We start from the raw sequence: 12,514 nt of genomic DNA on the forward strand, positions 1-12,514 counted from the left end.
TCGGGGCGCGAGGGGGACCGGCCCGCGCCGCCCGGGCTGCCCCGGGCGGCGCGGGTGTGGTGGCGGTCAGTCGCTCTCCGGCGCCTGCGGCGGGTAGAAGAGCTCGACGGCCGGCTCGGCGCGCTTGAGGGCGCCGACCATCTCCTCGGTGGTGGCGAGGGGGATGACCTTGCCCTCGGAGAAGGCACCGGTCGAGTAGCCGGTCAGGACGGCAGCGTGCGCGGCCTCCACGTCCGGGAAGTCCACGACGACGGCGAAGTTGTACTCGATGTCGCGGGTGAACCAGTAGTTGACGACCTTTCCACCGAGGGAGCCGTAGAACTTGAAGGCGTGCTCGTCGCGGGCGATGATCGCCTTCGGCTCCTTCAGAATGGTCTCGAGCACGTCCTGCGAGTAGCGGGCGAGAATCATGAACTGCATGACGAAAACCCTTCTGGAGCTTGCGTGGGTGAGCGGCCGGAAGAGGAAGGCTGCGCGTTCCGCGACCGGTGGGCCGAGAGGGCCGCATGGCCCGCTTTCCGCTGCCAGGCCATCTGCCGGAAATGCTGCTGGAATGCTTCGGGGTGGGCCAAACCCCTGACAGCAAGACGACATTTCCTGTCACCGATCGGCCATCGGCCGGCCGTCGTTCTCGGCCCGGTCAACGCGGAATCTCCGATTCAGTCGGCGGTGCTTTCGGCGGAATCTCCGTGGGGGGCGTCCCTACGGGTGAGGCGGTGGAGGAGGTCGCAGGTGTAGGCGTCCTCCACGGGCAGCCCGACGGACTTGAAGAGGGTCGTCTCGGTGTCGGACCGGCGGCCTTCCCGGGCGCCGGTCAGGAGCTCTCCCAGCTCGGTCAGGTCGGGCCGCTCGGGCAGGGCCCCCTCGGCGACCGGGATGACGATGTCGCCCGCCTCCCGCAGCACGGCCTCCCGGGACTCGACGAACAGCCGGGAGCCCGCCACGAGCGCACTGGGCAACTCGCGGCGCTCGGCTCCGTAGGCGCCCACCGCGCTGATGTGGACGCCGGGCCGCAGGGAGAGGCCGGCGTCGAAGAGCGGGGTCGGCGACGTCGTCGTCGTGCAGATGACGTCGGCCTCCCGCAGTGCCTCGTCGATGCGCGGAACGACCTCCACGTCCAGGCCGAGCGGCGCGACCCGGGCGGCGAGTTCGCGGGCTCTGCCCTGGTCGCGGCCGTGCAGCAGGACGCGGTCCCAGGGCCGGATGCCGGCGAGCCCCTCCAGGTGCCCGAGGGCCTGCACCCCGGCGCCGACGACGGTGAGCGTGCGTGCGTCGCGGCGGGCGAGCAGGTCGGTGGCGAGCACGGTCACGGCGGCGGTCCGCACCCGGGTGAGGGCGGCGGCGTCCACCAGGGCGAGCGGTTCGCCGGTCAGCGCGCTGAAGACGGTCACCACGCCCTGCACACTGGGCAGTCGGCGTTCCGGCGGATTGTCGAAGAGGGTGATCAGCTTGACGGCCAGGGTGTCCCCGTAGCGCGCGGGCATCAGCAGCAGCCGTCCCGGGCCCGCCTCCAGGGCCGAGCGGTCCGCGGCGGCGGCCTCGGCTCCGGAGGCGGTGAACGCGGCGCCGATCCGCCGGGCGAGTTCGGGTACCGGCAGGAGCCGGTCGACGGTCTCGGCGTCGATGAGTCGCATCATGTCCCTCAGCTCCTTCGCAGGGTGGCCCGCACGGACTCGAAGAGCAGGGAGCACAGCAACTCGACCTGTTCGTCGCTGAGCCCGGGGTGGCAGGGCAGGTTGACCTGTTCGGTGAACCACAGCCGCTCCGCGACGGGGCACTCGCCCCGGCGGTGGCCGCGGGCCCGCCACTCGGGCATGAGGTGCAGCGGGAAGTAGCGCACCGGCACCTGCACGCCGCGGTCGGTGAGTTCGCGCAGCAGCCGGTTGCGGTCCAGTACGCCGGGCCGCCGTACGAAGAAGGTGAACAGGTGGTGGGACTGGCGCACGCCCGGAGACTCTTCGGGGAAGGCCACCACGTCGCCGAACTTCTCCAGCACCTCCCGCAGCCTGGCCGCGATCGCCCGGCGCCGCTCCACCATGGCCTCCAGCGACCGCAGTTGGACCACGCCGACGGCCGAGGCCGCCTCGCTCAGCGTGGCGTTGGTGCCGGGCCGGCGCAGGGTGACGCAGTCGTGGGTGAGGGAGTCGCCCGGGTAGAGCCCGCCGGGCACCTCCTCGTCCGCTCCGACGAGCCGTTCGGCACGGGGGACGTAGTCGGCGTCCACCTCGTTGCCGCGCAGCCGCTCGACGCGCGTGCGGTACGCGTCATCGAAGAACGTGAGCATGCCGCCCTCACCGAGCGTGGTGATGTTCTTGCTGGTGTGGAAGCTGAAGCAGCCGATGTCCGCCAGCGAGCCCGGCCGCCTGCCGTGGTAGACGCTGCCCAGCGCGTGGGCGGCGTCCTCGATGACGACGGCGCCCCGGGCCCGGGCCATGGCGGTGATCTCGCGCATCGGCGCCGGCAGTCCGCCGTAGTGGACGAGGATGACGGCCCTGGTCCGTTCGCCCAGCAGCGTCTGCAGGCACGCCGGGTCCATGTTGAGCGTGTCCCGGTCGACGTCGCAGAACCTGACCCGGACGTCGGGGTACTGGAGGAGCGGCTGCGCGCTCGCCTGGTAGGTCTGCGGGGTGACGACGACCTCGTCCCCGGGACGCAGGTCGAGCAGGTGGATGGCGAGTTCGAGCGCGACGGTGCCGCTGGTCACGCTGAGCGCGTGCGGGGCGCCCACGTGGTCGCGGAAGTCGCTCTCGAAGCGCTCGCGCCAGGGCCCGGCGGACAGCGTGCGGCCGGAGGTGGCGACGTCGGTCACAGCCTCCACCTCGGCCGGGCCGAGGACGCTGCCGACGGGCAGGTAGGGGATGCGGAACCCTGTCTTCGGTTGGCCGAAGGCGGCCGCCTTCGGGATCGCGTGTGTGGTCATGACGGCTCCGGGGTGTCGGTGGACGCGGGGAGTGGCGGTCAGCTCGCGGGGACGCCGTCGGCGTCGACGGCCGCGAGCCGCCCGGCGAGTCCGAGCACGGCCTCGCACAGCCCGGTCAGCCGCTCGGCCGCTACCGGCGCCGTGAGCGTCCGGTGGCCCGCGACGCGTTCGAAGTCGGCGGGGACGGTGACGAGTTGCTCCGGCACCGCGAGACCGCCGAGGGAGCGCACCACCGTGCGCAGGGCGTCGCAGACCTGGGTCGCCGAGAGGTTGAACCCGTGCGCGACCAGCCCGACGGGCTTGCCCCTGACCTGCGCGTCCTGGAGGTGGTCGAGGGCGTTCTTCAGGGCTCCCGAGAAGGAGCCGTGGTACGTGGGCGACGCCAGGACGAAGGCGTCGGCCCGGTCGGCGAGGGCCGGCAGCTCCCTGGCCAGCGGGTCGGCGTGGAGTTCGGGCCGCCCGTGGCGGGCGGCGTCGAGGATGGGCAACGGGTGGACCGCCAGGTCCCACACCAGGGGTTCGGCCCCCCGGTCCCGGAGGGTCCCGGCGGCGGCTTCGACGGTGGCCGCGGTGTGCGAACCGGCGCTGGAACTGCCGGAGAGCAGGAGCACTGCGGGGCGCTCGCCGTGGCCGGTCCTCGGCCCACCCCATCGCTCGGCCTGAATCAACGCCTCCCCCTATCACGTGTGTTCGAGGCTTGAGAACGTGCAGAACGTGCTGAGAACGTGCTGGCTACGCCAACACCCTGACCGGACCGGAGGCCGGGGCTGAAGGAGGCTGTCCGGTGAACGACGGATGCTGTCCCAAACCGGCGCCGGTGCCCGGGGCTTCGCCGTACGGGGGGCGGGGACGCGCTACGCGCGCAGGTCCTGGCGGCAGAGCCAGCCCAGGCGCGTGGCCAGCGCTCCGGCCTCGAACCGGCTCCGGGCGCCCAGCTCATGCATGATCTTGGCCACGGTCCGGCTGACGGTGCGCTTGGAGACGTTCAGCAACTGGGCGATGCTCTCGTCGGTGTGCCCCTCGGCGAGCAGACGCAGCACGTCCTGCGCGTGCTCGTCGTCCGGCACCCAGTGGTCCACCGCCAGCGGTGCGGCGTTCTCCCAGGTACCGAGGAAGAAGAAGTGCAGCATGCTGCCGATCTCCGGGCAGTGGCACACGCTGAGGTCACCGCCCCGCACCCCGCCGACCACCGCGGTGCGGCTGTCGCCGAGCGTCACCTCGACGGGCGCCCCGGCGGCCGTGCGGACCTCGATACCCGAACGGTCCTGCCACAGCGCGTACTCGGCGATGCGCGGCTGGGCGAGCAGTTCCTCGTCCCAGATGACGCTGACCCGCACCCAGCGCCGGACGAGGGTGAGCAGCGCCGCGGCCTCCTGCCGGATCTCGCCGGGCAGCGGGGCCCGTTCGGAGCGGATCATCACGACGTCCCGGCGCGCGGCGGACAGCACGGCCTGGATGGTGGGGAAGCCCGCCGACGGGTGGGCGGAGACGGTGGCGGCGGGGGCGGACGCCGCCTGCGCCGTGGGGGATGTCGTGGGGGACGTGGGGCGCGGCCCGGCGGCCGCGGCCACGGTGCAGGCCGTGGGAGAGCGGGAGGGTCGGTGGCCGGTGCGGGAGGTGGGGTACTGGGCGAAGTCAATGGCTGCAGTCATCACCGTGTGCCTTTTTCTCGCTGTTCTCGTGGACGCACAGAGGTGGGGAGGGCGCCGGGGCACGACGCCGGACCACGACGGCCGCGGCCGGCCCGCGCAGGGCCCGGCCGCCACGGCGTCAGCGGTGCGTGGGGTCGTTCACAGAGGGCGGGCATGTTCCCGCCGCGTCAGTCGGGCCGGTCCACTCCGTCGCGGAGGACTCCTCGGCCACGCGTTGGCACACCGTCACTTTCCACGCCTGAAACGCCTCCCCGTTAAGTGCCGGCCCGGAGAGCACCTTTGACCAACTGGTCAGTAACCCCCCGGTTGCCCCCATGCTAGGGAGCCACTGCGAGATCCGCGCAGCAGAACATCCATGGACGTGTGAGACGTATGTAAGATCTTCGTTGTTACGTTGAACTGATGTTCTTTGCGCGGGGGCGAAGGACCGTCAACCCTCCGCTGCGTCATGCCCGATGACCGACGGAGGACTCCATGAAGGCCCTGCTCGTCGAAGACGACGGCGGCGTCGCCGAGGCACTGGCCGAAGCACTGGGCCAGTACGGCTGGGACGTGCACCACGTCGCCACCGGCCACGAGGCCCTCGCCCGGACCAGCCCCGGGAACACCAGGGGCGACGGCACCGGACCCGACATCGTCCTGCTGGACCTCAACCTGCCCGACATGGACGGCATCGAGGTGTGCCGCAGCCTCCGCTCGTCGTCCCGGGTGCCGATCATCGCGGTGACCGCCCGCTCCGGTGAGCTGGACAAGGTCCTGTGTCTGCGCGTCGGCGCCGACGACTACGTCGTCAAGCCCTATCGCATACAGGAGCTGCTCGCCCGCATGACCGCCGTCCTGCGCCGCGCCGGGACACAGCACACCGCCCCGCCCGAGCCCGTCATCACCGAGGGCGCCCTCACCATCGACCGCGCCCGGCGGATCGTGACCCTCGACGGCGACGTCGTCGAGCTCACCCGCAAGGAGTTCGACCTGCTCGCCCTGCTCGCCGCCTCGCCCACCCGGGTCTTCCCCCGGGAACGGTTACTCGACGCCGTGTGGGATCAGCAGTGGCCGGGCAACTCCCGCTCGCTGGACGCGCACGTCGCCGCCATCCGGCGCAAGCTCGGCAGCCGTGGGTGGATCAGAACCTCCCGCGGCGTCGGCTTCAGCTTCGAACCACCGACCTCGGAGCCGAGCCGCCCGCACCGGTGACCGTCCGCTCTCTTCCGTCCGAGAGGCCCGACATGATCCCCCACATCGTCAACACCCAGCCCCTGCGCGACACCGCCGAGGTGACCGAGACCGCCCACCGTCTCCTCGGGGACGAGGACGGCGACGTCTTCTGCTACTGGAACGGCGCAGCCCTCGACGACCCGGTCCTCGACGTCCTCCGCGAGCCCGGCCTCCGGCTCCACCGCGCGGCCGGGAGGGCCCGCGTCGTGCTCCCCCACGCCAGCCTCCGACTGCCCGACATCGCCGAGCCCGTGGCCCGGCAGGTCCAGGACGGCGTCGGCGTACGCCACAGCCCCCGGCTGCCTCCCGGCGCCCTCGTCCTCACCACCGGGGGCGCCGTCCTCACCACCGGCCTGGGGGCCGGCACGCAGTACATCCTGACCCGGGACACCGCGGCGCTGCGCGCGCTCACCGGCCTCTCGGAACTGCTGTGGGAGCGGGCGGACCGCTACTGCGAGGAACGGGAGGAACCGCCCAACGAGGCCGAGCGCCAGATACTCGGCATGCTTGTCCAGGGGCTGACGGACCGCGCCATCGCCCGGCAGCTCGGCCTCTCCGACCGGACGGTGCGCCGGGTCGTGGCCCAGCTCATGGACCGACTGCGGGCGCAGAGCCGTTTCGAGGCGGGCGCCCGCGCCGCCGAGCGCGGCTGGATCTAGCCCCGGCCCTCCGCTCTGCGGCGGCTGTCGGGGGGCGCCCCCGGACAGCCGTGCCGCCTCTCCCGCTCCGGGCGGGGCGGCCCTAGGCTCGAAGGAGAAGGACCCGGCCCGTGGGGCCGGATCGGTACGCCACCACCATCGAAGGGTCCCCATCATGCACCGCGCACTGATCGTCGTCGACGTGCAGAACGACTTCTGCGAAGGCGGCAGCCTCGCGGTGTCCGGCGGGGCCGCCGTCGCCGCCGCGATCACGGATCTGGTGGGCGACGCGGCGGCCGGATACCGCCACGTCGTGGCCACCCGGGACCACCACATCGACCCGGGCGACCACTTCTCCGCCCGGCCCGACTTCCGGCGCTCCTGGCCCGCGCACTGCGTCGCCGGGACGGAGGGCGTGGGATTCCACCCGAACTTCGCCCCGGTGATCGCCTCCGGCGCCGTCGACGCCGTCTTCAGCAAGGGCGCCTACACGGCGGCCTACAGCGGCTTCGAGGGCGCGGACGAGCACGGCGTCCCGCTGGCGCGGTGGCTGCGCGAGCGGGGTGTGAGCGAGGTGGACGTCGTGGGCATCGCGACGGACCACTGCGTCAGAGCGACGGCGCTCGACGCCGCCCGCGAGGGCTTCCGCACCCGGGTGCTGCTCGACCTCACCGCGGCCGTCTCCGCCGAGACCGCCGAGAAGGCGATGGAGGAGCTGCGCGGCGCCGGGGTCGCCCTCAGCGGCAAGCCCGCGGCGGCCTGAGCCGCCGCGGACCCCGGCTCCGGGTCGCGGGCCGCCCACGCGGCCCGCGACGTCAGCCGCCCGCCACCGCGCCGTCCAGCGCGGCCTGCGGCCGCAGCAGGGCGCGGGCGGGCTGCCAGAAGGCCGCCGCCGCGCAGGGCGCGGGCTCCTCCCGCCACACCAGCCCGTCGGGGTGGTGCAGCACCGCGGTGACCTCGTCGGGCGTCGGTGGCTGCGCGTTGCCGCGCAGGTACACGGCGCGCAGGCCGAGGTTCCGCAGCCGGGTCAGCGCACGGGCCCGGTTCGAGGCCCTGACCAGCACCCGGATGCGCCGGGACCGGGCCCCGGCCGACTCCGGCAGACTCAGTGCCACGACGACGCTGCCGTCCGGCTGGCGCGCGTATCCGCCTCCTGTCATGATCAACTCCCCCGTTTGGTGGTGTCCAGTGGTCACCACGCATTGAAGCGCGATCGGCCGCCGCCCGCTAGGGGGCGACGGCCGATCGCATCATGACCTGCGGTCATTCCGCTCCGCGAGGAACGGTGACGTCAGGTGACGTTCACCACCACTGGGAGGGGCCGACCATGATCTTCATGTGCCGGCCGCTCCACGGCTGGCCCAGGATGGTGATGCGCGTGTTGGTGTCGGGCACCTTCACGCTGTGGGTGGGGTTCTCCTCGGACCAGTAGGTGCCGTTCCGGTCGTCGAAGAACGGCTTGGGCATCTTGGCGCTGATCTTCGCCGGCTCGCCGCCCTTGTGCAGGGTCATCCCGTGCGTGGGGAACCAGCTGAACGTCGAGTCGTAGCCCTGGATGCGGTTGCGCATGGTCGTACCGTCCGACCACTTCTCCACACCGGCGTGGGCGTCGACGGGGAGGACCAGGCCCTCACCGGGGTGGACACCGACGTTGTTGTCGAGCTGCGAGGTGTCCCACAGCCAGACCAGCATGCCGCGCTCGTTGCTGAAGTGCTCGACCCAGTTCGGGCGGTCCGGGAAACCGAAGTTGTACGGACCGGTCTCCAGCGTCTTGTCGTAGCCCGTGTACTGGCGGTTCTCGACGATGTAGAACTGCGGGTAGGACTTGGTGAACGACTCGCCGATGCGGGTGTAGCCGTCCGCGGTCCAGCCCGCGTCGCCGTCCTCGGCGCCGTCCTGGAAGAGGGTCGCGCCGTCGGCGGTGATGGTGATCTCGTCGGCCGCGAAGCCCATCTCGGCCACGCCACCGTCGGTGCGGTAGAAGAACCGCAGGTCCACCTGCTGGCCGACGTAGGCGTCCAGCGAGTAGGACAGGTCGGCCCAGCCGCCGGACTCGCCGTCCAGCGCCGGGGTGTCGCTGCCGTCGCGGCCGATCGGCTCACCGTTCTTGGTGCCGTCCAGCGCGGTCCAGGTCGAGCCACCGTCGGTGGAGACCTGGGTGTAGAGGTAGTCGTAACCGGCCTCGATCTCCCACCAGCCCTTGAGGTCCAGGGTGGCGGAGGTCTTGCCGGTCAGGTCCACCGAACGGGTCAGCGAGTTGGTGAGGTCGTCACCGCTCCCGCTCCACCACTGCTTCGCACCGGCGGCCGGCTTGACGACGGTGGTGGTGACCTCCTTCTCGGGCAGCTCGACGACGACGCCCTGCTTGCCCTTGCGCTTCTTGCCGGGCTCGTCGGACTGCGGCGCGAGCGTGTGGAACGACGTCGTCGCGGCCTTGGCCGTGTCGTAGTCGAGCCAGCCGAGCTGCAGCTTGTCCCAGGCCGTCATCTCGCCGGCCCAGTCACCGATGGCGTCCTCGCCCTTGCCCAGCCAGGAGCCCGAGGACATCAGCGACCAGTAGCCGACGGCGGACTCGCCCGTGCCGGAGGTGTCGTAGAGGTCCGGGAGACCGAGGTCGTGGGCGTACTCGTGGGTGAAGACACCCAGGCCGCCGTTCTCCGGCTGGACGGTGTAGTCACCGATCCACACGCCGGTGTCACCGATCTCGGTGCCGCCGGCCTTGTTGTTCTCCGGGCCGGTCCTGCCGTAGTCGGTGCCGTAGGCGTACCAGCGGTGGGCCCAGATGGCGTTCTCGCCCTGCGCGCCGCCGCCGGCGGACTCGTCCTCACCGGCGTGGACGAACTGGAAGTGGTCCAGGTAGCCGTCCGGCTCGTTGAAGTCGCCGTCGCCGTCGTGGTCGTAGCGGTCCCAGACGTCGAACTCGGCGAGCTGCGCCTTGATGTCCTCGGTGCTCTTGCCCGCGGCCTTCTGCTGCTCGACCCAGGCGTTGGCACCGTCGCGGACCGCGTCCCACACCGTGGTGCAGTTGGACTGGCCGCACTTGTTGTTGCCGTAACGGGCCTCGTTGTAGTCGACCTTGACCCAGTCGGTGACGTGGCCGTCGACGCTGTACCGGCCCGAGGACTGCGCCTCGAAGTAGGTCTTCACGCTGCCGCGGCCGTCACCGAAGTAGATGTCGGTGAAGTGCTCGCGGTTGAAGTCCTCCTGCCAGAGGGTGGTGTTGTCCTCGTCGCGGTCCGGCTCGGCGATCTGGTTGTGCAGCGGTCCGGGGTTGCCCCCGTACTGCGGGTCCACCTGGTCGCCGAACTCGAGCAGGATGGTGAAGATCTTGTCGGTCTTCACCTGCTCCATCTCGACGAACTTGTCCTTGCCGAGCTTCATGACCTTGGAGCCGTTGCGCTCCTCGGGCTTCTGCCCCTTGGCCAGCGCCTCGAGGGCGGCCAGCTTCTGGCCCCTCTGCTGCTGCGTGAGCGGGCCCTCGAGGTCGTGGTCGACGTGGGCCGCGGCGTGGTTGCCCGCCTGCGGATGCGTCGGCTCGTCCGCCGGCTCCTGAGCCTGCGCCCCGGTCGAGGGCAGCATGACGACTGCCGCGCTCATCGCGGCGACGGCGGTGGCCAGCGCCGCAGTCTTCGATCTTATGGATCGATTTGTTCTGATCACGGGTGTGATGTCCTCCCCTGCAAGTACGAGACTTGACGGGAGGCATTGGACAGGAGTGAAACAAGAAAAGACAGACCTTGTTTTAGACACGTCAAGCCGGTAAGTTGCGTTTCTGATCTACGTCTTGACGCGAACTGACCACCGGGTGACACTTCCTGGTCGCCGAACGGCGAGGGCAGGGCGCCCCCGCGGGCGACGTCGTGGTCACGACACGACTCCGTGCGCCCCCCGTGCACCGGCGCCGTGGGTTAGGTCACGCTTACCCAGCGTCCGGGGCGGGCATCTCGCATCGTAGAGTCGTTCGACGGCCGCCGATGACCAGACCGACGACGGCCGACACCCCCAAGGACGGATTCCGCCATGCCGCGCCCGAACCCCGCCCAGATCGCCTACGGTTTCGCGACTGTCGTGCTCTCAGCGGTCGTTCTCCTCCTGTTGACCCGGACGGAGTCCGGCACGGGGGCTGTGCTCATCGCGAGCGGTTCCCTCGTGCTCGGGCTGCTCGTCGCCCTCACCGCACCTGCCCGGCAGCGGGCCACCGCCGACACCGCGGGCCCACAGCCCTCCGCCACCCCCGCGACGGTGGGCCGTTCGCACACCGACCAGCGTCTGCCCCAGCCCTCCCTGCGCCGCTGACCGTCCCCGGCCCGTGTTGACGTGACGATGTGCCGCGAAGGCGCTATGTCGACATGGCGCCGGGCAGGGCGTCAGGTCTGCACGACGACGGTCTTCGCCGCCTTGTCGTGCAGGCACTGGTGGTAGGGCTCGTCCCAGGTGCACCACAGGACGTTGACGAGCCAGAAGACGAAGCCGAGGCAGGGCACGACCGTGGGCAGCGCGTACACCGCCGCCCGGAGCCAGCCGGGGTTCCCGGCGGGCACCGCGCCGTCCGCCAGCATGCCCACACGGATGCTCATGGCCATCTTGCCGAGCGTCTGCCCCCGGGTCGTCAGCATCGCGCCCTCGTAGAGGAAGTAGACGAGAACGTAGATGACGGTCTGCGCGAAGCTCCCCCCGTCGTACGCGCCGCCGTCGCCGTCGCCGTCCACCGTCCAGGTGCCGAAGGCCAGCCCGGTGACGAGCAGCACCGGGATCGCCACGATCAGCCAGTCGATGATGCGCGCGAGCAGCCGCTTGCCCCGGGACGCCAGCGGCGGCATCCCGGTCGGCGGTCCCGGCGGGCCGTAGGGGTAGGGCCCCGGCGGGCCCTGCCCGGAGGGTCCGCCGTACGGCCCCTCACCGGACGCACCGCCCCCGTACGCCCCCTCGTCGGACGCGCCGCCCGGCTCCGGGGGCGGCGGGGCCTGCGGCGGCTTGCGGAACGGGTCCTCTTCCGGCGGCTCCCCACCGGGGCGCGGCTCGTCGGTGCTCATGGCCACGAGTGCACCCCGCGCCGCCGCGCCCCGCATCCCGCGCGGGCCGTCCGGGGGAACGCGGCGGCTCAGCCGAGCCGCACGGACCCCCGCGCGCGCCGCGCGACGAACGTGCGGGCCGCCTTGTCGTGCCAGCACTGCCGCCACGGCCGGTCGAACAGACACCAGGCCACGTTCACCACTCCGACTCCCAGGACGGACAGGACACTGTGGAGCAGCCAGCGCACGGCCGCGGGCCCGAAGCCCGGCGCCGTCTGCTCCTCCACCCGCAGCACCTCCACGCCGCAGAGCTTCTTGCCCAGCGTCCGGCCCCAACGGGCCACCGGCAGCACCTCGTACAGCAGCCCGAAGACCAGGAGGGCACCGAGCACGACGGCGAGATAGCCGCCCGTGGTCCCGTCGATCAGCCAGATCTCGCGCGTGACCCCGGCCTGCTCGGCGGCGTCCACCTGGGCCTCCCAGTGGTCGAGCGCCTTGGGCACGAACGGCGCCGCGACCGCGCCCGCCACCGCGAGGTGCAGGACGGAGTCGATGAGCCGGGCCGCGAACCTGCGGCCGAGCCCGGCGGGCCGGGCCTGTTCCTGCGCGGCCTGGAGGAAGGGGTCGTTGACCGGCGGCTTCCAGCCCAACGCCGCAGCGGCCCCCGCCCCTGCCCCCTGCCCCGGCCCGGAGCCCGCGGGCTGGGCCAGCTCACGGACCTGCTGCGCCCAGCCGCCCGGCGGCTCCGAGGCAGCCGGACCCGCCGGAGCCGGCGCGGGTGCCGGTTCCGGGGCGGGAGCCGGCGCCGGGGCGGGCACGGGAGCCGGTGCCGGAGCCGACGATGCGCCGGCGGTCGCTGCCCGGGTGGGCTCCCCGGAGCGGGGACGGACCGCGCGCGGGGTGGAGGTGTCGTCGCCGCGGGCCGCCGGGGCGGACCGGGACTCCGGGGACACGGCCGGTACGGCGTCGCCGGCGGCTCCGGACCGCTGCCAGCCGCCACGCGGGTCCGCAGCGGGCGCGCCCGGAGCGGACCCGCCCGAGGGCGCGCCTCCCGGCGCCGGCTCCGACCGCGAACCG

Annotated in this window: 13 protein-coding genes; 4 read left to right on the top strand and 9 right to left on the bottom strand. The window is 72.3% G+C overall.

The features are described 5' to 3' along the window. Nucleotides 1-66: 66 nt before the first annotated feature. From HPT28_RS15725 to HPT28_RS15745, 5 genes are all read right to left on the bottom strand, one after another. Nucleotides 67-420 (bottom strand): GYD domain-containing protein, encoded by a 354-nt coding sequence (locus HPT28_RS15725; RefSeq protein ID WP_219091710.1) that lies wholly within the window; start codon nt 418-420, stop codon nt 67-69. A 239-nt stretch (nt 421-659) separates the two neighbouring features. Next, complete coding sequence (locus tag HPT28_RS15730; RefSeq protein ID WP_219091711.1) at nt 660-1,637, bottom strand: ornithine cyclodeaminase family protein; 978 nt, start codon at nt 1,635-1,637, stop codon at nt 660-662. A gap of 5 nt (nt 1,638-1,642) precedes the next feature. Further along, the gene (locus tag HPT28_RS15735) at nt 1,643-2,920 is read right to left on the bottom strand and encodes a DegT/DnrJ/EryC1/StrS aminotransferase family protein (RefSeq protein ID WP_219091712.1); all 1,278 of its coding nucleotides are present in this window, start codon (nt 2,918-2,920) and stop codon (nt 1,643-1,645) included. A 38-nt stretch (nt 2,921-2,958) separates the two neighbouring features. Then, on the bottom strand, nt 2,959-3,531 hold the full coding sequence (locus tag HPT28_RS15740) for an NADPH-dependent FMN reductase (RefSeq protein WP_219091713.1): 573 nt from the start codon (nt 3,529-3,531) through the stop codon (nt 2,959-2,961). A 243-nt stretch (nt 3,532-3,774) separates the two neighbouring features. Next, nucleotides 3,775-4,572 (bottom strand): helix-turn-helix transcriptional regulator, encoded by a 798-nt coding sequence (locus HPT28_RS15745; RefSeq protein ID WP_257578690.1) that lies wholly within the window; start codon nt 4,570-4,572, stop codon nt 3,775-3,777. 474 nt (nt 4,573-5,046) lie between these two features. On the opposite strand from HPT28_RS15745, the gene HPT28_RS15750 reads away from it, so the two are divergent. The 3 genes from HPT28_RS15750 to HPT28_RS15760 all read left to right on the top strand — a co-directional run bounded on the left by HPT28_RS15750 (nt 5,047) and on the right by HPT28_RS15760 (nt 7,188). Next, nucleotides 5,047-5,766 (top strand): response regulator transcription factor, encoded by a 720-nt coding sequence (locus tag HPT28_RS15750; protein WP_219091714.1) that lies wholly within the window; start codon nt 5,047-5,049, stop codon nt 5,764-5,766. 32 nt (nt 5,767-5,798) lie between these two features. Next, nucleotides 5,799-6,446, top strand: coding sequence for a helix-turn-helix transcriptional regulator (locus HPT28_RS15755; protein WP_219091715.1), 648 nt, complete (start codon nt 5,799-5,801; stop codon nt 6,444-6,446). Between the two features lie 154 nt (nt 6,447-6,600). Beyond that, nucleotides 6,601-7,188: an isochorismatase family protein gene (locus HPT28_RS15760; protein ID WP_219091716.1), complete on the top strand. Its 588-nt coding sequence runs from the start codon at nt 6,601-6,603 to the stop codon at nt 7,186-7,188. A 52-nt stretch (nt 7,189-7,240) separates the two neighbouring features. On the opposite strand, the gene HPT28_RS15765 is transcribed toward HPT28_RS15760, so the two are convergent. Next, nucleotides 7,241-7,585, bottom strand: coding sequence for a hypothetical protein (locus tag HPT28_RS15765; protein WP_219091717.1), 345 nt, complete (start codon nt 7,583-7,585; stop codon nt 7,241-7,243). 142 nt (nt 7,586-7,727) lie between these two features. Beyond that, nucleotides 7,728-10,022 carry an immune inhibitor A domain-containing protein gene (locus tag HPT28_RS15770; RefSeq protein ID WP_219091718.1) on the bottom strand — a complete coding sequence of 765 codons (2,295 nt, stop codon included), beginning with the start codon at nt 10,020-10,022 and terminating at the stop codon, nt 7,728-7,730. A gap of 423 nt (nt 10,023-10,445) precedes the next feature. Here HPT28_RS15770 and HPT28_RS15775 point away from each other — a divergent pair, with 423 nt between their 5' ends. Further along, nucleotides 10,446-10,721, top strand: a complete 276-nt coding sequence (locus HPT28_RS15775; RefSeq protein ID WP_219091719.1) for a hypothetical protein — start codon at nt 10,446-10,448, stop codon at nt 10,719-10,721. Between the two features lie 71 nt (nt 10,722-10,792). Here HPT28_RS15775 and HPT28_RS15780 read toward each other — a convergent pair whose 3' ends face one another. Together HPT28_RS15780 and HPT28_RS27450 are read right to left on the bottom strand one after the other, a co-directional pair. After that, complete coding sequence (locus HPT28_RS15780) at nt 10,793-11,458, bottom strand: RDD family protein (RefSeq protein WP_219091720.1); 666 nt, start codon at nt 11,456-11,458, stop codon at nt 10,793-10,795. A gap of 68 nt (nt 11,459-11,526) precedes the next feature. Further along, nucleotides 11,527-12,514: RDD family protein (locus HPT28_RS27450; protein ID WP_306824626.1), on the bottom strand; the 988-nt coding region annotated here is incomplete at its 5' end.

The organism is Streptomyces sp. JJ38, assembly GCF_019303475.1.
In the GTDB taxonomy this organism is placed as follows: Bacteria; Actinomycetota; Actinomycetes; order Streptomycetales; family Streptomycetaceae; genus Streptomyces.